General features: G+C 72.0%; 22 protein-coding genes. 8 read left to right on the forward strand and 14 right to left on the reverse strand.

Annotation, left to right across the window (positions count from 1 at the left end; all coding sequences use genetic code 11):
• Window positions 1-44: 44 nt before the first annotated feature.
• Entirely contained in the window at window positions 45-452 is a 408-nt protein-coding gene (locus tag FB388_RS38320) for an NUDIX hydrolase (protein ID WP_246122821.1), read from the forward strand.
• 56 nt (window positions 453-508) lie between these two features.
• Here FB388_RS38320 and FB388_RS38325 read toward each other — a convergent pair whose 3' ends face one another.
• From FB388_RS38325 to FB388_RS38375, 11 genes are all read right to left on the reverse strand, one after another.
• A complete protein-coding gene (locus FB388_RS38325; protein WP_142107516.1) occupies window positions 509-1,282 on the reverse strand; it encodes an SDR family oxidoreductase in 774 nt (257 codons plus the stop codon).
• Between the two features lie 53 nt (window positions 1,283-1,335).
• Entirely contained in the window at window positions 1,336-2,085 is a 750-nt protein-coding gene (locus tag FB388_RS38330; protein WP_142107517.1) for a class II aldolase/adducin family protein, read from the reverse strand.
• The gene (locus FB388_RS38335) at window positions 2,082-3,155 is read right to left on the reverse strand and encodes an ABC transporter permease (RefSeq protein ID WP_142107518.1); all 1,074 of its coding nucleotides are present in this window, start codon (window positions 3,153-3,155) and stop codon (window positions 2,082-2,084) included. Before FB388_RS38335 ends, FB388_RS38330 begins: the two co-directional genes overlap by 4 nt.
• Window positions 3,152-4,153: an ABC transporter permease gene (locus tag FB388_RS38340; protein WP_211362476.1), complete on the reverse strand. Its 1,002-nt coding sequence runs from the start codon at window positions 4,151-4,153 to the stop codon at window positions 3,152-3,154. Before FB388_RS38340 ends, FB388_RS38335 begins: the two co-directional genes overlap by 4 nt.
• The gene (locus tag FB388_RS38345; RefSeq protein ID WP_142107519.1) at window positions 4,150-5,658 is read right to left on the reverse strand and encodes a sugar ABC transporter ATP-binding protein; all 1,509 of its coding nucleotides are present in this window, start codon (window positions 5,656-5,658) and stop codon (window positions 4,150-4,152) included. Before FB388_RS38345 ends, FB388_RS38340 begins: the two co-directional genes overlap by 4 nt.
• Complete coding sequence (locus tag FB388_RS38350; RefSeq protein ID WP_142107520.1) at window positions 5,658-6,689, reverse strand: autoinducer 2 ABC transporter substrate-binding protein; 1,032 nt, start codon at window positions 6,687-6,689, stop codon at window positions 5,658-5,660. The genes FB388_RS38345 and FB388_RS38350 overlap by 1 nt, the downstream gene beginning before the upstream one ends.
• A 26-nt stretch (window positions 6,690-6,715) precedes the next feature.
• The gene (locus tag FB388_RS38355; protein ID WP_170226017.1) at window positions 6,716-7,510 is read right to left on the reverse strand and encodes a DeoR/GlpR family DNA-binding transcription regulator; all 795 of its coding nucleotides are present in this window, start codon (window positions 7,508-7,510) and stop codon (window positions 6,716-6,718) included.
• Between the two features lie 53 nt (window positions 7,511-7,563).
• Window positions 7,564-9,537, reverse strand: coding sequence for a TRAP transporter permease (locus FB388_RS38360; RefSeq protein ID WP_142107522.1), 1,974 nt, complete (start codon window positions 9,535-9,537; stop codon window positions 7,564-7,566).
• A complete protein-coding gene (locus tag FB388_RS38365) occupies window positions 9,537-10,004 on the reverse strand; it encodes a hypothetical protein (RefSeq protein ID WP_211362477.1) in 468 nt (155 codons plus the stop codon). Before FB388_RS38365 ends, FB388_RS38360 begins: the two co-directional genes overlap by 1 nt.
• A gap of 13 nt (window positions 10,005-10,017) precedes the next feature.
• Window positions 10,018-11,001, reverse strand: coding sequence for a TAXI family TRAP transporter solute-binding subunit (locus FB388_RS38370; protein WP_142107523.1), 984 nt, complete (start codon window positions 10,999-11,001; stop codon window positions 10,018-10,020).
• Between the two features lie 95 nt (window positions 11,002-11,096).
• Window positions 11,097-12,050: an aldo/keto reductase gene (locus FB388_RS38375; RefSeq protein WP_211362478.1), complete on the reverse strand. Its 954-nt coding sequence runs from the start codon at window positions 12,048-12,050 to the stop codon at window positions 11,097-11,099.
• A gap of 32 nt (window positions 12,051-12,082) precedes the next feature.
• Here FB388_RS38375 and FB388_RS38380 point away from each other — a divergent pair, with 32 nt between their 5' ends.
• Window positions 12,083-12,625, forward strand: a complete 543-nt coding sequence (locus FB388_RS38380; protein WP_142107524.1) for a DinB family protein — start codon at window positions 12,083-12,085, stop codon at window positions 12,623-12,625.
• Window positions 12,626-12,643: 18 nt separating this feature from the next.
• On the opposite strand, the gene FB388_RS38385 is transcribed toward FB388_RS38380, so the two are convergent.
• Entirely contained in the window at window positions 12,644-12,901 is a 258-nt protein-coding gene (locus tag FB388_RS38385; protein WP_142107525.1) for a hypothetical protein, read from the reverse strand.
• 120 nt (window positions 12,902-13,021) lie between these two features.
• Between FB388_RS38385 and FB388_RS38390 the strand changes: the two genes are divergently transcribed.
• The 3 genes from FB388_RS38390 (at window position 13,022) to FB388_RS38400 (ending at window position 16,560) form a co-directional block, all read left to right on the forward strand.
• A complete protein-coding gene (locus FB388_RS38390; RefSeq protein ID WP_142107526.1) occupies window positions 13,022-13,867 on the forward strand; it encodes an SCO6745 family protein in 846 nt (281 codons plus the stop codon).
• A gap of 326 nt (window positions 13,868-14,193) precedes the next feature.
• Window positions 14,194-15,147 (forward strand): IS110 family RNA-guided transposase, encoded by a 954-nt coding sequence (locus FB388_RS38395; RefSeq protein ID WP_170226018.1) that lies wholly within the window; start codon window positions 14,194-14,196, stop codon window positions 15,145-15,147.
• A 36-nt stretch (window positions 15,148-15,183) separates the two neighbouring features.
• Window positions 15,184-16,560 carry an IS256 family transposase gene (locus FB388_RS38400; protein WP_142102488.1) on the forward strand — a complete coding sequence of 459 codons (1,377 nt, stop codon included), beginning with the start codon at window positions 15,184-15,186 and terminating at the stop codon, window positions 16,558-16,560.
• Between the two features lie 1,287 nt (window positions 16,561-17,847).
• Here the strand turns inward: FB388_RS38400 and FB388_RS38405 are convergent.
• Window positions 17,848-18,516: a response regulator gene (locus FB388_RS38405; protein WP_142107528.1), complete on the reverse strand. Its 669-nt coding sequence runs from the start codon at window positions 18,514-18,516 to the stop codon at window positions 17,848-17,850.
• Complete coding sequence (locus FB388_RS38410) at window positions 18,513-19,634, reverse strand: sensor histidine kinase (RefSeq protein WP_142107529.1); 1,122 nt, start codon at window positions 19,632-19,634, stop codon at window positions 18,513-18,515. Before FB388_RS38410 ends, FB388_RS38405 begins: the two co-directional genes overlap by 4 nt.
• Window positions 19,635-19,772: 138 nt before the next feature.
• Between FB388_RS38410 and FB388_RS38415 the strand changes: the two genes are divergently transcribed.
• From FB388_RS38415 to FB388_RS38425, 3 genes are all read left to right on the forward strand, one after another.
• On the forward strand, window positions 19,773-20,012 hold the full coding sequence (locus FB388_RS38415; protein ID WP_142107530.1) for a hypothetical protein: 240 nt from the start codon (window positions 19,773-19,775) through the stop codon (window positions 20,010-20,012).
• Between the two features lie 137 nt (window positions 20,013-20,149).
• Window positions 20,150-21,124: a MurR/RpiR family transcriptional regulator gene (locus tag FB388_RS38420; protein WP_142107531.1), complete on the forward strand. Its 975-nt coding sequence runs from the start codon at window positions 20,150-20,152 to the stop codon at window positions 21,122-21,124.
• Window positions 21,124-21,894, forward strand: a complete 771-nt coding sequence (locus FB388_RS38425) for a sugar isomerase domain-containing protein (RefSeq protein WP_246122822.1) — start codon at window positions 21,124-21,126, stop codon at window positions 21,892-21,894. The genes FB388_RS38420 and FB388_RS38425 overlap by 1 nt, the downstream gene beginning before the upstream one ends.
• Window positions 21,895-21,927: the final 33 nt, after the last annotated feature.

Here is a 21,927-nt window from a genome sequence, read left to right on the forward strand (position 1 = left end):
CGTCGGAGGAAAGGCTCGACATGGGCAGCACGCCCAGACACTCCGTGAGTGTTGCCGGAATCGTGGTGCGCGACGACGGGCGCGTCCTCGTGATCCAGCGCCGGGACAACGGCCATTGGGAGCCGCCGGGTGGCGTGCTCGAACTGGACGAGACGTTCGACGAGGGTGTCCGCCGCGAGGTGGCCGAGGAGACCGGCGTGCAGGTCGAAGTCGAGCAGCTCACTGGGGCATACAAGAACCTGTCGCGAGGGATCGTCGCACTGGTGTTCCGCTGCCGACCGGCCGCAGGCGAGGCGATCGCGACGGACGAGTCCCGCCGTGTCGCTTGGTTCAACCGAGACGAGGTTCGCCGGCACATGGCCCCCGCCTACGCGATCCGGGTGCTGGACGCGCTGGACGGTGGTGTCGCCGCGCGTGCCCACGACGGCGTCCGCGTGGTCGGATCAGGATGATCGTTGGAACTGGTGTGAGAGCGACATTTCTGTCGTCCTCACACCACTTCCAGTGATCAGTGGGCCCGCACGAGCCCCCCGTCGCACCGGATCTGCTCCCCGGTGACGTACGAGGCCGCCGCGCTGGCCAGGAACGTCACGACCGCGGCGAACTCCTCGGGGTTGCCGTACCGCCCGACCGGGATGCCCGCCTCCGACTGGGCGCGGGCCTCCTCGGGTGTGGTGCCGGTGCGTTCGGCGGCTGCCTTGTCGATGGAGGTGGTGCGGTCGGTGGCGATGCGGCCCGGGAGCACCATGTTGACGGTGACGCCGTCGGCGGCGACCTCGCCGGCGAGGGTCTTCAGGTAGCCCGCGAGGGCGGCCCTGGCCGCGTTGGACGCGACGAGGCGCTCGAGCGGGGCCTGCACACCGCTGGACCCGATAGCGACGATCCGGCCGAAGCCGCGCTCGCGCATCCCCGGCAGCACGGCCCGGACGAGTCGCTGGTGCGGCTGCACGAGCAGTGCAACGGCGTCGGCGAGCTGTTCGGGGGTGAAGTCGACCGCCACGCCGGGCGGGGGACCGCCGCCGTTGAGCACGAGCACGTCGACCGGGCCGAAGCGGTCGTGCGCGGCGCCGACCAGCGCGTCGGTGGCGCCCGGGTCGGTGAGGTCGACCTCGACCCCGACCGCGGACGGCAGCTTCGCGGCCTCCTCGCGCACGAGCTCCCCGCGCCGCCCGCCCAGCACGACGTTGGCGCCTTCGGCGGCGAGCGAGCGGGCCACGGCGAGGCCGAGGCCGGAGCTGGCGCCGGGTACGACGGCGGTGCGTCCCTTCAGTCCGGTGTCCATGTCTGCGAGTCAACCACCCTTCTGTCCACGGTTCTTTCCACAGCTCGGGATCTTCAGGCGCCGAGTCGCGTGCGGCGGGCCGCCTCGTCGGGGCGGGCGGCCAGATCCCTGGCGTGTGCGGCATCCAGCGGTGCGAGCGTTCCGGCGCCGAGACCCACCGACCGGACCCGGGCGGCCTTTACCGCCATCGTCGTGATGGTCTCCACTTCGGTGGCGGTGGCCCCGAGCGCGACGATGCCGTGGTTGCCGAGCAGGACGAGGCGGGGCGCGACGCCGTCGCGGTCCAGCCGCTCGCGGACGGCGGCGTGCACCGCGGTGCCGAGCGCGATGCCCGGTGCTGCGTAGGGCACCCACACCGGCTCGCCGAGCACCACCGCCTCGTCCGGGAACAGCGGCGCCTCCCACAGCTCCTGCGCCTCCCGCACGGCGAGCAGCCCGACGACCGCGGTCGGGTGCGTGTGCGCCACCCAGGTCGCCCCGGCGGCCAGCGCGACGACGTGCACGAGCGTCTCGATCGACGCCCGCGAGTCCCCGGCGGACAGCAGCCGCGACAGCGTCTCCTGGTCGGTGCCACCCCGCTCCAGCACGTCGACGAGCTCGGGCAGCTCACCGACGACGAAGTCACCCGCCTCGGCCAGGTCCATCCGGGAGCCGCTCGCCTTCACGACGAACCGGTCGTCGCCCAGGCGCAAGGACGTGTTGCCCTCGGCCAGTACGACCAGGTCGGCCGCCGGGTCGCCGATCCGCCGGGTGAGCGCGACCAGCTCGGCCGGCACCTCGGACGGCAGCAGGGCGAACGTCACGAGAGCCTCCCGTACCGGCGCAGAGCGACCGTGTTGAGCAGCGCCGACAGCACGAGCACCAGCCCGAGCGCCAGCAGCTGGTAGCGGCTGCCCTCCGCGCCCTCCGGGAACGCGAGCAGCATCCCGGCGTTCAGCCAGGTGACGAGCAGCGCGGCCACCAGCACGCCGCCGACGCGCCCGATCCCGCCCTGGATCGCGACGCCGCCCAGCACGGCCACGGTGATCGCGGGCAGCGCCATACCGTTGCCGACGGTGCCGGCGTCCGGCCGGGCCGAGGCGAACTGCGCCACCGTCACGAGCGCGACCACGCCGGACAGCAGCCCGGACACCACGTACGCGGTGAACCGGGTGCGGCTGACCGACACGGTGGCGTACCCGGCGGCGATGTCGTTGGTGCCGACCGCGTAGAGCGAGCGGCCGTACGTCGAGCGGGACAGCACCACCCAGGCCAGCACCGCGCACGGCAGCAGGATCGTGAAGACGTGCAGCGGGATGGGCGGCAGCAGCGGCAGCGTGATGTTGCGGGTGAGCCCGTGCATCGCGACCACCGGCGGGGTCGACACCGGCGCGTTCGCGTTGCTGACCAGCGCCAGCGAGCTGTACGCGTAGTACGTCGCGAGCGTGGCGATGAGCGCCGGGAACCGGAGGTACGCAACCAGCGCACCGTTCACGGCGCCGAGCAGGCCCCCGACGACGATGCAGGCGACGATCGAGGGCAGCACCGGCCAGCCCCACACACCGACCATCAGCCCGAACACCATCCCGGCGAGCGACACGATCGCGCCCACCGACAGGTCGATCCCGCCGCGGCCGGAGACGATCACGTACAGCTCGGCGACCGCGAGCAGCGCGAACGGCACCATCGACTCGAGCGCGTTGCCCAGGTAGCGCAGGTCGTAGGGCGCCACGAGGTAGCCGCCCGCGCCCAGCACCCGGAACCACACGACCACCACGACCAGCAGCACCGCGAGCAGCACGATGCGCTCGGTCAGCGCGATCCGCAGCACGCGCGACGCGAGGGACTCGCCCCGGGCCTGCTCGGCCGGCGGGACGGTCTCGATCTCGGTCATCGGGCGCTCCTCCGCCGCTCGCGCAGCAGGTCGACCCCGACCGCCACGAGGATGAACAGTCCGATGAACAGCTGCGTGAGCTCCGAAGGCCAGGACAGCAGCGTGACGGCGCTGGACACGGTTCCCACCAGCAGCGCGCCGAGCAGGGTGCCCAGCACCGTGCCGCGGCCGCCGATGATGCTCGTGCCGCCGATCACGACCGCGGCGATCACCCGCAGCTCCAGCCCGGTGCCCACGTTCTGCTGCACCAGCCCGCCGCTGCCGATGAGCACGCACGCCGCGAGCCCCACGCACGCGCCGGTGAGCACGTACGCGCTGATCTGGCGCCGCCGCACCCGCACACCGGCGAGGCGCGCCGCGAACGCGTCGCCGCCCACCGCGTAGAGGTGCCGGCCGGTGGCCCAGTACCGCATGTAGCACCACATGCCCGCGGCGAGCAGCAGCGTGAGCCACCAGGCGGTGGGGATGCCGAGGATCCGGCCCTCCGTGCCGCCGCCGATCGGGGCGAGCGTGGCGGGCACGCCGGCCACTTGCTCAGTGCCGAAGATCTGGAGCGAGACGAACCGGTAGATGTTGAGCGTGCCGAACGTGACGATGATCGGGTGGATGCCGCCGTAGGCCACCAGTAGGCCGTTGATCGCGCCGAGCACCAGCCCGATCACCACCGCGACGGCGACCGCCGGCAGGAACGGCAGCCCGGAGTCGCGCGCCAGCAGCGCGATGATCACCATCACGACGGCGGCCTGGCTGCCGACCGAGACGTCGATCCCGGCGGTGACGATCACTGCCGTCATCCCGATCCCGACGAGCGCGATCGGCGCCACCGTGAACAGGATGTTCTGCAGGTTGCCGGTGGTGAGGAACGTGTCGGTGGCGACGGAGAGCACCACCCACAGCAGCCCGACCACGGCGATGAGCGCGAGCTCCTGGCCCTCGATCGCGCGCACGCGTGGCCTGCGCCGGACGGGCGCGGTGGCCTCCTTCGCAGTGGTGATCACGCCGCGGCCTCGCCTTCGTCCCCGGCCGCTGCCGCGAGCACGTCGGCCTGGCTCGCACCGCGCCCGAACTCCCGCACAACTGCTCCCTTGCGCACCACCAGCACCCGGTCGGCGAGCTGCAGCACCTCCGGTAGATCCGTCGAGATGACGAGAACCGCGCTGCCGCCGTCCGCGAGCTCCAGGACGAGCCGGTGGATCTCCTCCTTGGCGCCCACGTCGACGCCCTGCGTCGGCTCCTCCAGCACGAGCACGCGGGGCGCGCGCACGAGCTGGCGGGCGAGCACGACCTTCTGCTGGTTGCCGCCCGACAGCGCCCCGACGGCCGTGCCGACATCGGGGGCCTTGATCGAGATGCGGCGCAGGAAGTCCTCCGCGATCGAGCGCTCGCGGCGCCGGTCGAACCAGAACCCGAACTTCGCCAGGTGGCGCAGGTGCGCGCTGGTGATGTTGAACGCGATCGACTTGTTCGCGAAAACGCCCTGCTGCTTGCGGTTGCCCGGCAGCATCGCGATCCCGGCCGCCGCGGCGTCCTGCGGCGAGTGCAGCCGGACGGCGCGGTCGTCCACCTGCACGGTGCCGGTGTCGGCCGGGCTCACCCCGTAGAGGGCACGGGCGATCGCGTCCGTGCCGGAGCCGACGAGCCCGTAGAGCGCCACCACCTCGGCCGGCCGCACCTGCAGGTCCAGGCCGGTGAACGCCCCGGTGCGCCCGAGCCCGGCCACCGCGAGCACGGGGTCGCCGGTCGGGGCGGGCCGGTCGGTGGTGGCCGAGCCCAGCTCGTGGCCGACCATCAGCTCGGCCACCTGCCGCACGGTCAGCTCGCTCGTCGGCCGGCTGGCCACCACCTCGCCGTCGCGCAGCACGGTGACGCGGTCGCTGATCTGCGCCAGCTCGTCGAGGCGGTGGGAGATGTAGATGATCCCGACGCCTGCGGCCCGCAGGTTGCGGACCACGCCGAACAGCACCTCGATCTCGCGGTCGGTGAGGATCGCCGACGGCTCGTCGAGGATCAGGATCTTCGCCGAGTGGGCGAACGCCTTCGCGATCGAGACGAGCTGCTGCTCGGCCACCGGCAGGTCGGCCACGCGGACGTCGCCGATCGCCGGGTCGAGGCCGATCTGCTCCAGCAGCTCGCTCACCCGCGTGCGCTGGGCCGCCCAGTCCACCCGCCCGCTCGACCGCAGCTCACGGCCGAGGAACACGTTCTCGGCGACGGTGAGCTCGCCGAACAGGTGCGGCTCCTGGTACACGGTGGCGATCCCCGCCTCCATGGCCGCCTGGGTGCTCCCGCCGGTGAGCGGCGTGCCGCCGATCTCGGCCGTGCCCTCGTCGGCCACCTCGGCCCCGGAGACGATCTTGATCAGCGTGGACTTGCCGGCGCCGTTCTCGCCGACGAGGGCATGGACCTCGCCGGCGAGAACGTCGAGGTCGACGCCCCGCAGCGCCCGCACGCCGCCGTAGCGCTTCTGAACGCCGCGCAGCCGCAGCAGGACGTCGCCGGCCATCAGTACTTGTAGTTGTTGACGTTGTCGGTCGTGATCCGCAGCGGGTCGCCGAGCAGCAGCATCTTCTGGCTCGGGTCCCACTTCACGGCCGTGAGCTGGTCGTTCACCTTGTTCGTCTCCTGGAACGGCGTGCCGGAGGCGACCTGGAGCCCGGCCCACGCGGTGAGGTAGCCGAGCTGCTCGACGTCCCACAGGATCGCCGCGGACGACGAGCCGTTGTCGAGGTACTGCTTCATCGACTGCGGCGTGCCGAGCCCGACGGTGAAGACCTGCCCGACCTTGCCGGCCTCGGTGACCGCCTTGGCCACGCCGGGCGCAGACGCGGTGCACTCACCGACGAGGCCGGTGAGATCCGGGTGCGCGTTCATGAGGTCCTTCGCCATCGAGACCGACTGCGCCTCGTCCTCGCCCGCGTACACGATGTCGACGATCTGGGCGTCCGGGTACTTCTCCGCGGTCACCTTCTTCTGGACCTCGATCCAGGAGTTGAGGTTCGCCGCGGTCTGCCCGCAGGAGACGATCGCGTACTTGCCCTTGCCGCCCATCGCCTCGAGCAGGGCGTCGGTCAGCGCGGTGCCGATGCCGTCCGCCGTGGCCTGGTTGACGAACGCCTCGCGCACCGAGTTCGGCGCGTCGGTGTCGGCGGTCATGACGTGGATGCCGGCGTCGGCGGCCTCCTGGAGCACGGGGGCCATCGAGTCGGGGTCGTTCGGCGCCACCACGAGGACGTCCACCCGCTGCTGGATGAGCGAGTTGACGATCTCGGTCTGGGCACCGGGGTCGGCCGTCGAGGAGCCGCGGTAGATCCACTCGATGCCGAGCTCCTGCGCGGCCTTCTGCCCGCCGGTGTTCATCGCCTCGAAGTAGGGGATGCCCTGCAGCTTGGGCACGAAGGCGACTTTGACCTTCTCCTCACCGCCGCCCCCACCTCCGCCGCCCCCGCCCCCGGGGTTCTGCTGGGTGCAACCGGTGAGGGCGAGCACCCCCGCCGCTGCCACGGCCAGTGCCGCGGTGATGCGCCTGTTGAGCATCCTCGCTCCTTCCTCCACACCTGTGATCAGGCGGACGTCTCGTGAGTGGTTTCGACGGGCACGCGGTGGATCTTGACGCCCTGCTCGGCGAAACCGGCGAGCGCGTCGGGGGCGGCCCCGTCGTCGGTGTACAGCCCGGTGATCCGCTGGGTGGCCACGAAGCTGTGCAGGGCGAACCGGCCGATCTTCGACGAGTCGAAGAGGCCGTACACGTCGGTGCACGCGGCGGCCAGCCGCCGCTTCACGGTGGTCTCCTCCACCGAGAGCTCCATCAGGCCGTGCTCCCGGGAGAGCCCGCGTACCCCGAAGAAGCCCATCGTCAGGCGCCCGCGGCTCACCACCACGTCGCCGATCTCGCCGACGAGGGACCACGACGAGCGCCGCAGCGTGCCGCCGGGGAGCACGACGGTGACCCCGCTGTCGCTCAGCAGCTCGGCGGCACGCAGGCCGTTGGTGACCACGATCAGGCTGCGCCGGCCGCGCAGCTCGTGCGCGAGGTGGAAGCAGGTGGTGCTGCAGTCCAGCGCGATCGCGGCGCCGTCGGGCACGATCGCGGCGGCTGCGCGGGCGATGGCGGCCTTCGCCGCCGTGCCGTGGCGCAGGCGCATCTCGAACGCGCCCTCGTCGGCCCCGTCGGCAGTGACGGCCCCGCCGCGCACACGCGCGAGCAGCTGCCGGCGCTCGAGCACCTCGAGGTCCTTGCGGATCGTCACGGCGGTGACGCCGAAGCGGCGGACGAGGTCGGCGACGCTCACCCGACCGTCGACGTCGAGCAGGCGCAGCACCTCCTGCTGCCGCTCGTGCTCCGCGATGCCCGCCACGGGCGAACCGTAGGAAGCACTGCCGTAACCGTCAATGAACAGTTTGGTAACCGCTAGCGGTTGACTTTCGATTGGTTGTCGGCTGCCTTTCGTCGACGGCGCAGCAGGTGCACTCCAATGCCCGCGATGCCCGCAAGGGCGCCGATTCCGAGCGAGAGCGGCGCCATCACCAGCAGCGCGATCGCGGCCACCGCGAACAGTGCCCTCTCGGGCCAGCCGGCGGGACCGGCGAGCCACGCCCCCGTGACGACGGCCAGCGCGGCTACAGCGGCCGCCGACGCGAGCGCGGCGACCAGCACCGTGCCGGCGCCGCCCTCCAGCAGCAGCCCCACGCCCTGCGGCGAGAGCACCACGACGAACGGGACGAGGAACGCGGGCAGCGTGTACTTCCAGGTGAGCCACATCGTCCGCACCGGGCGCCCGCCCGTGATCGCCGAGGCCGCGAACGGCGAGAGCGCCGTGGGCGGGGACACCTCCGACAGCACCGCGTAGTAGAAGATGAACATCGCCGCTGCGAAGGCGGGCACGCCCACGTTCTGCAGGGCGGGGCCGATGATCACCCACGAGATGATGAAGCTCGCCGTGACCGGCACCGCGAGCCCGAGCAGCACCACCGACACGGCCGAGTAGATCGCCGTGAGCACCAGGCTCCCGCCCGCGAGGGCCACGATGATCCCGGCCAGCTTCAGCCCGAGCCCGGTGAGCGTCATGACCCCGACGATGATCCCGGCCACCGCCATCACCGGGATCACCGAAAGCGCCCCGGTCGCGCCGGAAGCGAGCGCCTCGCCGATGCGCCGCGGCGTCATCCACGCGCTGCGGTCGAGGAAGCTCAGCGCGAACGCGAGCGCCGTGGCGTAGACGACCGCGCGGAACGGCGTCAGGCCCATCGCCATGAACACGACGATCGCCACCAGCGAGCTGAAGTGGTAGCCGAACCGGAGCAGCAGGGCGCCCGCGGGGCGGACGTCGATGTCGATCGCGTGGGTGCGGTAGCGCCTGGCGTCCATCTCGACCGCGAGGATGATCCCCAGGTAGTACAGCAGGGTGGGGATCGTCGCCCAGATCAGCACCTGCAGGTAGGAGACGTTGAGCAGCTCGGCGATGATGAACGCCGCCGCGCCGAGCGTGGGCGGGGAGAGGATCGCGCCGATGCCGGCGGCCGCGAGCACCGCGCCGCCGTGCTCCTGCGGGTAGCCGGCCTTGCGCAGCAGCGGCCACGCCACGCCACCGAGCGTCACGGTGGTGGCCACCCCGGAGCCCGACACCGTGCCGAGCAGGAACCCGGCGAGCGTGACGGTGCGGCCGGGGCCCGCTCCCGACTGCCCGAATGCGGCGAACGACAGGTCGATGAAGAACCTGGTGGCGCCGGACGCCGTCAGTACCGCGCCGTAGAGCGTGAACAGGATGATGTAGGTGGCGGCGACCTCCATCGGCACGCCGAACACGCCCTGGGTGCCCATCATGTTGTGGCCGACCAGGCGCTCCCAGGTGAAGGACGACGTGGCGAACGGCCCGGGGAAGTACGGGCCGAAGTAGGCGTAGGCGAGGAAGCCGACCACCACCAGCGGCACCACGAGGCCGACGGTGCGCCGCGCCGCCTCCAGCACGAGCAGGATCGCGAGCGTGCCCATGACGACGTCGAGGTCGGTCGGCACCACCGCGCGGCGGAAGAACGAGTCCCAGTCCGCCAGGATGTAGGCGAACGGGACGAGCGCCACCACGGCGACCAGCCAGTCGAGCAGGTGCGGGTTGTCGGTGGTCGCGCCTTCCGGGCGCCCCCAGCCGCGGTATACGAGGAACGTCAGCGTCAGCCCGACCCCGAGGAACGAGGGCAGGTACAGCTGCGCGGGCATCGGGTTGAACACCCACCAGAGGCCGTACAGCGTGAGGATCGTGCCCAGCACCTGCACCACCCGCAGGGGCCATCCGGTCAGCCGCCGCGCCGGCTTCTCCGCCTCGTACTCGGCGAGCAGCGCCTCCTCGTCGATGGCAGGTGCCTCGTCGCCGTCCGGACGCGTGGTCATCAGCTCTCCTCGACGTCGAGAACCACGGTGACCCCATCGGTGACCAGCGGGGGGAGCGGTATCGGCGCCCGCCCCGGCACGTGCAGCGTGCGTTCGCCGAGCGCCGTCGCGGCGATCGACAGCTCGCCGAACTCCGGGTGGTCGCGGGGTTCGGCCACCCAGCGCCTGCGGTCACCGCTCGGCGCCGTGCGCACCGGCCCGGGCACGGCGTAGTACTCCTCGAGCACGGCGAGCTGGTCGGCCGCCAGCTCGACCAGCCGGAACCGGCCGCCCTCCCGGGCGGTGTAGCGCTCCTCGGCCAGGGTCCCGTACACCGAGTTGCGGTAGCTCACCGCGAACTCCGGCGCGGGCAGCGGAACCCGCGTCAGCAGATCGCCGGCGCCGTCGCGCACCGTGAGCGCGGGCCCGGGGTCCGCCGCGGCACACCCCGACCCGAGCAGGCCGAGCGCGAGCACCGCGGCGAGCACCGCGGAAGCCCGGTCAGCCCGTGGCCTGATCGAAGTAGGCCTTCGCACCGGGGCAGACCTCCACGAACCCGACGTCCCCGGCCGTGGCGGGGTCGAGGTCGTTCGCGGCCGGGTGGACGGCGGCGAGCTGCGCCTTGTTCTCGAAGATCGTCCGGGTGATGTCCTGCTGCAGCTGCTGGGGCATGTCGGAACGCACGATCAGCACGTTGGGCACGACGACCTGCGGGCTCGCCTCCGTCTGACCCTGGTAGGTGCCCGCCGGGATGTCCTCGGTCTCGTAGTACGGGCCGAACTTCGCGGCCAGCTCGTCGGCGTACTCGCCAGTCGGGAGCAGCACCATCTGCCCGGTGGTCGCCAGGTCCACCAGTGCCCCGGTCGGCAGGCCACCGGACCAGAAGCCCGCGTCGATCGTGCCGTCGCGCAGGGCCTGCGCGGTCTCGCCGACGCCGAGCTGGCTGCGCTGGATGTCGGTCTCCGGGTTGATCCCGGCCGCCTCGAGGAGCCGCAGCGCGATCACCTCGGTGCCCGAGCCCGGCGAGCCGACCGACACCCGCTTACCGCGCAGGTCCGCGATGCCGCGGATGCCGGTGCCGCTGGTGGTGACGGTCTGGGTGAAGTTGTCGTAGAGCTTGCCGAGTGTGCAGAGCGTGACCTGGCGGCCCTCGAACTGGGCCTTGCCCCCCACCGCGTCGGCCACCGTGTCGCCGAGCGCGAACGCGATGTCCGCCCCGCCGTCCTGCACCAGCAGCACGTTGTCGACGGATGCGTTGGTCTCCTGGGCGGTGGCCGTGACGCCGAGCTTCTCCGAGAGCACGGTGCCCATGCCGCCGCCGTACGGGTAGTAGACGCCGCCGGTGCCACCGGTGGCGATGGACAGCGACCTGTCCGCCCCCGGCGCCGCGGTCTCCCCACCCCCGCACGCGGCGAGTAGCAGAACCCCGGCGGTGGCGACGACGGCCAGACGACGACTGCTCCGGTTCCTGGTGGTGACGTCCATGGCACCTCCTGCTGGACTCGGCGGTGACGATCACTCCGACGAGTGATGGGCAACATCGCACACCCGCCGACCGTTGTCCACGCGGCGGCGGGGCATCAGCTCCAGGCGCGGGCCGAGCGGGCCGACCAGTACGTCACGGCGTCCTCGGCGAGCGTCCCGAGCTCGGCCAGCGCGTCCGCCGGCAGCGCCACCCCGGTGGCCGCCGCGTTGCTCGCGACCTGCAGCGGGTCGACCGCACCGGAGAGCACGCACCACGTCCACGGCTGGGCGAGCGCCGCCGCGATCGCGAGCTGGTCGAGCGGCACGCCCATCTCGGCGGCGAGCGCCACCGCCCGAGGCGGGGCGTCGGATGTTCCGGGCGTGAGTCGGCCGTTCGCCACGGCCTCCTTCACGATCACGCGGGCGCCCGCGTCGGCCGCCTCGGCGAGCGCTGGCCCGACCGAGGGCTCCAGCACGTTCCACGTGGACTGCACCGAGGTGAAGAGCGGGGTCCCGTCGACCTGGATCTCCAGCGCCCGGCGCACGGCGTCGGCCTGCGCAGGTCCGGAGGTGGACACCCCGATCCGCACCCCGCGGTCGCGCAGCTCGGCGAGCGCCCGGTGCAGATCCGCGTCGTCGAGCACGCCGGTGTCAAGCGTGGCGGAGTGCACGTGGTAGACCGCGAGCCGTGGGCCGAGCAGCGCGGCGGTCTCGGCGAGCTGGTCGGTGAACGCGGCGAGGGAGTGCTCCTTCACCTCGTGCACCGGCACGTCGAGGCGCCAGTCGCCGACGTACCGGTAGCCCCATTTCGACCCGATCTCGACGTCGTCGACCTCCGGGTGGTGGGCCAGCCACCCGGCGAGGAACTCCTCGGCCCGCCCGTAGGAGCGGGCCACGTCGACGTACCGGATGCCGGCGGCGTACGCGGCGTCGAGCACGGCCTCCGAACGGGCCCGCAACTCGGAGACGCTGCGTCGGGCGCCGAGGTCGGTGGCCCGCCCCGAGTTGATGTAGGCGGGACGGGCGACGGCCGCGAGGCCGATGCCCAATCGCGTGGTACCGGCCGTCACGGCCGCGTAGCTTACGCGCGGGGGTGATCGGGATGAGCGTGCCCGGATCGGGTGAGCTGCCGCCGCTCGCCGGTGAGGACCACGTCTGCGCGTCCTGCGCGATGTCCTACGCCGACACCGATCTGGAGGCCGCCGTCGCGGCGCTGCGGTCCGTCCCGGCCGAGGTCCGGACCGCAGCGCTCGCCGTGCCGGAGGCACACCGGCGGGTGCGCCCGGACCCCGCCACCTGGTCGGTCGTGGAGTACGCCTGCCACGTCCGCGACGTGTTCGCGACGTTCACGACCCGGCTGCACCGCACCAGCACCGAGGACGAGCCCGCGCTGGACCCGATGTTCGCCGACCTGCGGGCGGTCCGGTTCCGCTACAACGACGCGGACCTCGAGGTCGTGCTCACCGAGCTGGACACCTACGTCGCCGGCTTCCTCGACGAGATCGCCGCCACCACCGGCTGGGACCGCACCGCCACCCGCCGTGCCGACGAGCAGCGGACCGCCCGGTGGCTCGTGCGCCAGGCACTGCACGAGGCGCGCCACCACACGCGGGACATCACGGCCGTGGCAGAAGCGGTCGCCTGAACGCTTCCGACGTGCAACTCAGCGGGTTGCCGCGAGCGCCTCTCGGCCTGCGGCCGTCAGCTGGACCGGCCCGCGCACGCCGCCGGTCGGGCGGATCATGCCGCTGCGGACGAGGGCGCGGGCGGCCATGTGGTCGCAGCAGGCGAACCCGTCGATGAAGAAGTCGGGCTCGACGCTGCCGGTGCACTCGACCCTGCCGTCGGCGACGGCGTGCAGCAGCCGCAGGTCGCGGTTGGACATGACGGTGGGGAGATCCTCGACCAGTGCCGCTCGCATGGCGCCTCCATGTGCTCCGCTGGACCTGCGTATCAAGCACCATACTGATCGTTCAACAATCCAGCAATCCCCTGATCTCTGGCGCTTGTCTGGTGTGCCCTCGGGCGGTAGACCGCAGGGATGACCGAACGAGCGCTCCTGGAGCGTGAGCTGTGGCGGATCCTGGAGGCGGTGCACGCCGCGGTGTACTTCGTGCCCGAGGCCAAGGCGGCCTACGGGGCGCTGGGGCTGCGCGGGTACTGGATGGGCTACTTCGCCTCCCGCTCCGCGGCGCTCGGCACCCCGAGCCCGCGGCTGGTGACCGCGCTCTTCTACGGCTTCGCACCGCGGATGGTGGAGCGCGCGCTGCCCGACGCGTGGACGTTCGCCGATCCCGCCCGCGTGCTCGACACCCGGCTGGACCTCGCCCGGTCGGCGCTCACGCGCCACACCGGTGACGGAATCGCCGACGTGGCCGACCTGCTCACCTCCGTGCTCGCCACGCTCGACGTGGCAGGCAGGCCGCTCGCGGCCGCGCACCTGGACCTCCCGGCCCCGGACGATCCGCTGTCCCGCGTCTGGCACGCCGCCACCGTGCTGCGCGAGTACCGCGGCGACGGGCACGTGGCCGAGCTCGTGGCCGCGCAGGTCGACGGCGTGGAGTGCCACCGCCTGCACGGGGGCTCGCTGGTCTCGCAGCAGCGCGAGTTCCGGGGGTGGACCGAGGAGGAGTGGGCCGACGCGGCCGAGCGGCTGCGCGCCCGTGGCCTGGTCGACGCCGCAGGCGAGAGGACGGCTCGCGGTGACGAGCTGCGCGCGGAGATCGAGCGGGGCACGGACCGATCGGCCACGGCCGCCCTGCGCACGCTCGGCGACGCCGAGCTGCAGGTGCTGCGCACGACCCTCGGTCCCGTCGCCGAGTCGCTGGCGGCGGCGGGCGCGGTGCCCTACCCGAACGCGATGGGAGTCGCGCGGCCCGCGAGCTAGGGGCCAACCCGCCGTCGCACTCCCGCGGCCGAGCAGAGCCGGCGCCCGAACACTCCGTGGTCGAGTGGGTCGGTGCCCCAGCGCCGGCCCGTATCGAGACAGGCCGTCTCCCATCGGGCCTTCGGGTGGTGGCAGGCACCTCCCCCCCGGGCTTTCGGTGGCGCCGCGCATTGTGCGGGGCCGCCCCTCACGCCTCAAGGGCGCCTGCGGCGTTCGCTTCGCGAGCGCTTCGCGCCCCTTGATGGGATGAAGGAGCGGGGCCTCCGCTCCTCGTGGCTCCCGGCTCATGCTCGGGGTGCTCACACCAACGATTTGAGGAGGCCCCTGTGAGCGAATCGTACGAGGGCAAGCAGGTCGTGGGAATTGACCTGCACCGGCGGCGGTCGGGGCTGGTTCGCAAGACCGAGATGGGTGAGACGTTGGAGACGGTGCGGATCTCCAACGATCCGGAGTATCTGCGGCAGGTGATGGCCCGCGCCGGGGAGGCCCCGGAGGTGGTGCTGGAAGCGGCCTATGGCTGGTACTGGGCCGCGGACACCCTGGCCGAGTTGGGCGCGCACGTGCATTTGGCGCATCCGCTGGGGGTGAAGATGTTCTGCTATCGGCGGGTGAAGAACGACGAGCGGGACGCGGGGGATCTGGCTGATCTGTTGCGGATGGGTCGGCTGCCCGAGGCGTGGATCGCGCCACCGGCCACCCGGGAGCTGCGTGGTTGGGTGCGGCATCGGGCCAAGCTGGTGGCGTTGCGCTCGAGCTTGAAATCCCAGGTCCACGCCGTGCTGGCCGAGGCCGGGGTGCAGGTGCCGATGAGTGATCTGTTCAGCCCGGGCGGGCAGCACTTGTTGGGCGCGGCCCGGCTGTCGGTCGAATCACGCGCTCGGGTCGACTCCGCGCTACGACTGATCATTAACGTGGACTTCGAGGTCGAGTTGTTCGCCAAGTTGGTCACCAACCGGCTGCGCGAACATCCCGGCTACCGGGCGATCCAGCAGATTCCCGGGGTCGGGCCCACCTTGGCTGCGGTGTTCGTGGCTGAGATCGGTGACGTCACCCGCTTCCCCGGACCCGCGCAGCTGGCCAGCTGGGCCGGGTTGACCCCGAGACACCATGAGTCCGACACCACCGTGCATCGCGGCCGGATCACCAAACAGGGTTCCCGGTTGGTGCGTTGGGCTGCGGTGGAGGCGGTGCAGCGGGTCGGCGAACACACCCGCACCGGTGCGGTCCGGGAGCGGGTCGCTGCCCGCCGCGGCCGCGAGCGTGTCAGATGGTCTGTGTAACAAGATCCTCTTGAGTTGAGGAGTACACAGATGACCATGACCGGTGAGCCACGGGCTGGCCATCCTCTCGGCGCCGACGATGATGCCGGGCCGGTGACCGCGCGGGACGCGGTGAACAGCATGATCGAGGCCGGCCTGCTGGATCAGCTCATGTCCCAGGTCGATGCGGGCGAGCTCGCCTTGACCGGCGATGGTGGTTTCCTCCCGGAGATGATCAAAGCGGTGCTCGAACGCGGCTTGGCGGTCGAGCAGACCGCGCACCTGGGCTACGAGAAAGGCGACCCGGCCGGGCGTGGGACGCCGAACTCGCGCAACGGCACCAGCCCGAAGACGGTGGCCACCGAGGTCGGCGACGTGGCCCTGGACGTTCCGCGGGACCGGTCTGGCACGTTCGAACCGCGCCTGGTGCCGAAGGGTTCGCGGCGCACCGGCGGCCTGGATGAGATGATCATCTCGCTGTATGCGGGTGGGATGACCGTGCGCGACATCGCCCACCACCTGCAGCGCACGATCGGCACCGAGCTGTCCCACGACACCATCTCCAAGATCACCGACTCGGTGTTGGAGGAGGTGAAGGCCTGGCAGTCCCGCCCGCTGGAGGAGATCTACCCGATCGTCTACCTGGACGCGCTGGTGATCAAAGTGCGGGACGGGCACCAGGTCCGCAACCGGTCCGCGCACCTGGCCGTCGGGGTCGACCTCGACGGCGTCAAGCACGTGCTCGGGATCTGGGTGCAGGCAGCCGAGGGGGCGAAGTTCTGGGCCGGGGTGTGCGCCGAGCTGCGCAACCGCGGCGTGCGGGACGTGCTGATCGTGTGTTGCGACGGGCTGAGCGGATTCCCCGAGGCCATCGAAGCGACCTGGCCGCAGAGCATCGTGCAGACCTGCACGGTGCACCTGCTGCGCGCGGCGATGCGGTTCGTCTCCTACGCCGACCGCAAGAAGGTCGCCGCGGCGCTGCGGCCGATCTACACCGCCCCCACCGACGAGATCGCCCGCACCGAGTTGGACAGCTTCGCCAGCTCCAGCCTCGGCAAGAAGTACCCGGCCGCCGTGGCGACCTGGGTGAACGCCTGGGAGCGGTTCATCCCGTTCCTGGCGTTCCCACCCGAGCTCCGGAAGATCATCTACACGACGAACGCGATCGAGTCGCTGAACTACCAACTTCGGAAGATCATCAAGAACCGGGGGCACTTCCCGAACGACGACGCCGCGATCAAGTTGCTGTGGCTGGCGATCCGCGACATTGAGGACAAACGCGCCCGCGCCCGGGCGAAGGAGAAGGGCCTACCAGCCAACGAACGCAAGGCCCCGGGCCGGCTGGTCGAAGGCGCCGTCGTCCAGGGCTGGAAACAGGCCCTCGGCTCGCTCGCCCTGGCCTACCCCGAGCGCATCAACCCCTACCTGACCTGACCGATTCCTAGATCGACTTACACAGACTTCTTGACAGGCCCGCGGCCGCAACATCGGCGTTGTTGCCGCCGCCCGCGAGCTGGTCGAGCTGGTCTACTACGGCCTACGCGACGGGCACATCCGCCGGCTCACCCCGCCCCAACCCCACACCCCGCCCCAGCCACACACCCCGCCCGGCAGATCGGCGGCATGAGCCGGCCGCCAACCGAGGTGGGCGCCGGTCGCACGGGTCATGACCCCCGTCCCAGCGCAAGATCACAGCGCGCAAGATCACAGCGCACGATCACGGCGCCGGGAACCACGGCGTGGTCGCCCCCTTGATTGACCCCGCTCACCGCGAACCCGTCGCAGCACTCCATGCCCACCGGGCGAAGGGATGACCGACAGCCCTCAACCGGGCCTGTCCACCGCCGGGGCACCGGCACTGGAGCACGCACCCGACCCTCGATCACCCGACCCCCGGGAGCCGCGAGACCACCCCCCTTTTCTCCACCCCGTGAACAGCGTGCGCCGCCCGGCGTCGGCATCAAGGACCTGACGGCCGCTACGCGGTCGACCCTCCGGGCCGATCCTTGACCCCGACGCCTCAGCCCGCCGCGCCCAAGAACAGGCGGGAGAACCGAGAAGAAAGATCAGGAGCCGCAACCGCGGGTTGACCGGCCCCGCTCCTTCAGGGATGACCCGTGAGCCTCTGCGGCCCCTGAAGGCCCGCTTCGCGGGCAGGCCCCGGGCCTGCCCCTTCGGCGCGCGGCGCCACCGAAGGCCGGTCTCACCATCATGATCACTGGTTCGGCGCGAAAACGGCCGAAAACCGGCGGGAAACGCGCCGAACCGCTGATCATGAGGCCGGGCGGGCTGGTCACGCACCTATCTCTAGGTCACGCACGCGTTCTCGGCCGACGCGGCCCGTCGACCGGTCGCGTGGCCCGACAAGGGGTGCGCGAGCCGAAACCGGGTGCGCGAAGGCAGCCAGATGCCCGAGACCGGCCTCCTGGCGGCGCCGCGCACCAAGAGGGCAGGCCCTTGGCCTGCCCGCGAAGCTTGCCCTCGGGGGTCGCAGAGGCTCGCAGGTCAAGGGTCGCGCAGCGATCGCGGAGCGACGCCGCAGGCGCCCTTGAGCTGTGAGGGGCGGCCCCGCACAATGCGCGGCGCCGCCAGGAGGCCCTGAGAAGGCCACCTTGAGACAGGAGGCCTTGACCGAGGAGGCCTTGACCGAGGAGACCCGGCGATACGCGCCGGCGCTACTCGACCTGTGGGGTGGGTGTGTCCGCTGGTCGAGCAGCCGTGTCAGTCCACCAGTCCGGCGTCGTGGGCGAGCAGGGCGATCTGGACCCGGTTGTTGAGGTCGAGCTTCGTGAGGATGTTCGAGACGTGCGTCTTCACCGTGGGCAGCGCGAGGTGGAGCACCGCGCCGATCTCGGCGTTGGAGCGGCCCTGGCCCACCGCGACGGCGACGTCGCGTTCGCGGTCGTTCAGCAGCGCGAGCCGGGCCATGGCCCGCTCCCTGCGCCGGTCGTGATCGCTGTCCGCGACGCGGGCGATCAGTCGGCGCGTCACCTCCGGCGAGAGCACGGGCCTGCCCTGGGCGACCATGCGGACCGCGGCCACGATCTCCTCCGGCGGGGTGTCCTTGAGCAGGAAGCCCGCCGCGCCGGCCCGCAGCGCGCGCAGGACGTGCCGGTCGGCGTCGAACGTGGTGAGCACGATGACCTGGGGCGCCCGCTCGCCGGCCCGCAGCGCCTCGGTGGCGGCCAGGCCGTCCATCCCGGGCATGCGGATGTCCATGAGCACGACGTCCGGGGCGTATCGGGCGACGAGCGGGAGCACCTCGGCGCCGTCACCCGCCTCGGCGACCACGCGGATGTCCGGCGTGCCGCCGAGCATCATCGTGAGGCCGGCGCGCACGAGCGGGTCGTCGTCGACGATCAGCACGTCGACGGGATCGTCGGGGATCACGCGGGCCACGGTAACCAGGCCGCCACCCGCCAGCCGGCGGCGTCGGTGGGGCCGTGTTCCAGGTGCCCGCCGGCCAGCTCGACCCGTTCGGCCAGACCGGTGAGGCCGTGCCCGGGTGCATGGGCCGGTCGGGGGTGGCGCGGTGCTCCGTTCTCGACCCGGACGGTGAGGCCGGACCCGGCGGATCCGCCGACGGCGACGGTCACGGTGGTGTCCCGTGCGTGCTTGCGTGCGTTCGTCAGTGCCTCCTGCACCACGCGGTACGCCGTGCGCCCGGCGGTGTCCGGTGGCGCCCCGGAGACGTCGTGGTGCAGCTCCACGTCCATCCCGGCGCGCCGGGACTCGGCCACCAGCTCCGGGATGTCGGCGACGGTCGGCTGGGGGAGCTCACCGACCGGGGCCCGCAGCACCCCGATCACCTCCCGGAGGTCCTGCAGCGCCTGGTGGGCGCTCTCCCGGATCACCCGCGCCGCGCGGGCGATGTCCTCCGGCGGGGCGTCCGGGCGGTACTCAAGGGCCCCGGCGTGCACGCTGAGCAGCGACAGCCGGTGTCCCAGCACGTCGTGCATCTCGCGAGCAACCGCATCTCGGGCCTCCATCTGGGCCTGCTCGCTGCGCAGCTGGGCCTCGGTGTGCGCCCGCGTCACGAGCTGGCGCTGGTGGTGGATCACCAGACCCCAGCCGAACGCGGCGCTCTGCATTGCGATGCCGAGCATCAGCAACAGCGAGGGCGGGACGTCCGGCTCGGGTCGCAGCACCACGTAGCCCACCGCGCTGACCACGCTCAGCAGGAAGACGGCGAACGAGACGCGCTTCGACCGGTGCACCGCCACCGTGAAGAGCGCGGCGAGCATCGCACCGGCGACCAGCTCGGAGAACGTCGACAGGGCCACGAGCACCACCGCGAGCTCGGTCGGCCGGCGCCTGCGCAGCCACAGCGCGGCGCACCCGAGAGCCCCGACGACCTGGTCGACCTCGAAGAGCCACGACGGAACGACGGGTGTCGCGATCCGCTGGGACGCCGTGAGCAGCCCGAACAGCACGGCCAGCGTGAAGATCGCCGTGTCCACGATCCAGTCGCGCCGGCTGCGCCGCCTCGCGGAACGGGTGCTCTCCATCGATCCGGAGCCTACGGTCGGTGGCCCGCTCGTCCGTCCGGTTCCATACCGACGGTGGTGAACCCGGTACTTCCGTCGGAGCGGGCGCACACCGCTGACCGATCCGCGCAGGTGCCTGCCGTTCCTACCGTCCCGGACATGCGCAGCGTCCTCCAGTTCGCGGGCGCCGTCCTCCTGGCCGTCGGTGTCAGCGGGACGGTCGACCGGCTGCTCGGCCACCAGCCGATCTTCGGCTTCCTCAACGTCGTGAACCGGTTCCTGATCCCCGGTGTCGACGGGCTGGCCGGGTACGAGCTGTACGCGAACCTGTCGGTCGCGGTGCTGGGAGTCGTCGTGCTCGCCTCGTCCACGACCCGGCCCGTCCGGGGTGGTTCGTGATCGACACTGCTGGCTGAGCGATCACTCCGGCACCATCCGTTACCTGCTCGTTGCAGGAACGTCTTACCGAAGCCTTGACAGCTCACCCCGTGTGGTGGAAATTTTCACCAATCCGCCCGGGCTTGAAAGGTTTACCGATGGCAGTGACAGCGGGATCCGAACCGCCCGTCGAGGCGGCTACGGGTCAGCTGCTCGCCCACCTCCGGAGCGTGCTGCCCGGTCTCGCCGGGGCGCTGCGCCAGGTGGGTGTCGCGATCCTCGAGGACCCCGCGTGGGCGTCCCGGGCCACGATCGTGGAGCTCGGCGAGCGCAGCGGCACCTCACCGGCCACCGTCACCCGCTTCTGCCGCAGCCTCGGCCTCGGCGGCTACACCGAGCTGCGCGTCGGGATCGCCACCGACATCGGCCGTGCCGACCAGGCCGGCTGGGAGCTCGGCATCGGCGCCGACGTGCTGCCCACCGACCCGCTCGACCGCGTGCTGCGCACCCTGCTCGCCGTCGACCTGCAGGGGATGCACGAGACGGCCTCGGGGCTCGACCTGCGGGTCGTCGCGACCGTCGTCGACGCGCTCGTCGGGGCCCGCCGCGTCGACCTCTACGGCGTGGGCCACAGCGCGGCCGTGCTCGAGGACATGCAGATGCGGATGCACCGGATCGGCATCGCCTCGTGGACATGGTCCGACGTGCACGCCGGGCTCATGAGCGCCGCGCAGCTCGACCACCAGGACGTGGCGATCGCGCTCTCGCACAGCGGCCGCTCCACCGAGACCGTCGACATGCTCGAGCAGGCCAGGGCCAGCGGCGCCACCACGGTGGCGATCACGAACTTCTCCACGTCCCCGATCGCCGAGATCGCCGAGAACCTTCTGTGCACCTCGGTGCGCGAGACCTCGTACCGCTCGGGCGAGATGTCGGCCCGGCACTCCCAGTTCCTGGTGCTCGACCTGCTCTACCTCGCAGTCGCCCAGCGCACCCACGAGCGTGCGACGGAGACGTGGACCCGCGCGGCCGACGCCGTCGCGCCGCACCGCACCCCCTACGAGGCGCGGGCCCGCCGCGGGGCTGCACCGATCAACGACGAGACGTCCGACGCCGCACGCGGAGGAGCCTGATGGCCGTCGAAGGCAGCACGATGGAGGTCTCCGCCGCCGGTTTCGCCGCGGCCGCCGAGGAAGCGGTGCGGAGGGTGGCGCAGGAGCAGGCGGGCGCCGTCGCGGCCGCGGCGGACCTGGTGGTCGAAGCCCTGCGCGCCGGCGGGGTGGTGCAGGCGTTCGGCACCGGGCACTCGCAGGCGCTCGCCATGGAGCTCAGCGGACGGGCCGGTGGCCTCGTGCCGACGAACATGATCGCCCTGCGCGACCTGGTGCTGCTGGGCGGCGAGCCGCCCGAGCTGCTGTTCACCGAGCACCTCGAGCGTGACCCCGCGGTCGGCCGCAGGCTCTACGAACTGGCCGGGGTGTCGCCGTCGGACGTGTTCGTGATGGCGTCCAACTCCGGCGGCAACGGCTCGGTCGTTGAGCTCGCGCGCGTCGTCAAGGAGCGCGGCCACCGGCTGGTCGTCATCACGTCGATGGCGCACAGCAGCCGGGTGACGTCGCGCCACCCGTCCGGACTGCGCCTCTACGAGCTGGCGGACGTCGTGCTCGACAACGGAGCGCCCTACGGCGACGCCGTGCTCGAGACCGGCGGCATCTCCGTCTGCGCGATCTCGTCCATCACGGCGGCGCTGCTGGCGCAGATGATCGTCGCCGAGGTGGTGCGCACGATGCTCGTCGCCGGTGAGACCCCACCCGTCTACCTGTCGTCCAACGTACCCGAGGGCGACGCCCACAACGACGCGCTCGAAGCCCGCTATGCGGGACGCATCCGGCGCCCAGCATGAGGAAGTCCGGCCGTCGCGGCCGTCGCACGACCG

This window comes from Pseudonocardia cypriaca, from assembly GCF_006717045.1.
Classification (GTDB): domain Bacteria; phylum Actinomycetota; class Actinomycetes; order Mycobacteriales; family Pseudonocardiaceae; genus Pseudonocardia; species Pseudonocardia cypriaca.

Coding starts and splice junctions, on each gene's coding strand:
- FB388_RS38360 (WP_142107522.1), bottom strand. CDS start 9,537: ATGACCACGCGTCCGGACGGCGACGAGGCACCTGCCATCGACGAGGAG.
- FB388_RS38415 (WP_142107530.1), top strand. CDS start 19,773: ATGCGCAGCGTCCTCCAGTTCGCGGGCGCCGTCCTCCTGGCCGTCGGT.
- FB388_RS38335 (WP_142107518.1), bottom strand. CDS start 3,155: ATGACCGAGATCGAGACCGTCCCGCCGGCCGAGCAGGCCCGGGGCGAG.
- FB388_RS38350 (WP_142107520.1), bottom strand. CDS start 6,689: ATGCTCAACAGGCGCATCACCGCGGCACTGGCCGTGGCAGCGGCGGGG.
- FB388_RS38370 (WP_142107523.1), bottom strand. CDS start 11,001: ATGGACGTCACCACCAGGAACCGGAGCAGTCGTCGTCTGGCCGTCGTC.
- FB388_RS38420 (WP_142107531.1), top strand. CDS start 20,150: ATGGCAGTGACAGCGGGATCCGAACCGCCCGTCGAGGCGGCTACGGGT.
- FB388_RS38400 (WP_142102488.1), top strand. CDS start 15,184: ATGACCGGTGAGCCACGGGCTGGCCATCCTCTCGGCGCCGACGATGAT.
- FB388_RS38345 (WP_142107519.1), bottom strand. CDS start 5,658: ATGGCCGGCGACGTCCTGCTGCGGCTGCGCGGCGTTCAGAAGCGCTAC.
- FB388_RS38390 (WP_142107526.1), top strand. CDS start 13,022: ATGACCGAACGAGCGCTCCTGGAGCGTGAGCTGTGGCGGATCCTGGAG.
- FB388_RS38425 (WP_246122822.1), top strand. CDS start 21,124: ATGGCCGTCGAAGGCAGCACGATGGAGGTCTCCGCCGCCGGTTTCGCC.
- FB388_RS38380 (WP_142107524.1), top strand. CDS start 12,083: ATGAGCGTGCCCGGATCGGGTGAGCTGCCGCCGCTCGCCGGTGAGGAC.
- FB388_RS38410 (WP_142107529.1), bottom strand. CDS start 19,634: ATGGAGAGCACCCGTTCCGCGAGGCGGCGCAGCCGGCGCGACTGGATC.
- FB388_RS38325 (WP_142107516.1), bottom strand. CDS start 1,282: ATGGACACCGGACTGAAGGGACGCACCGCCGTCGTACCCGGCGCCAGC.
- FB388_RS38385 (WP_142107525.1), bottom strand. CDS start 12,901: ATGCGAGCGGCACTGGTCGAGGATCTCCCCACCGTCATGTCCAACCGC.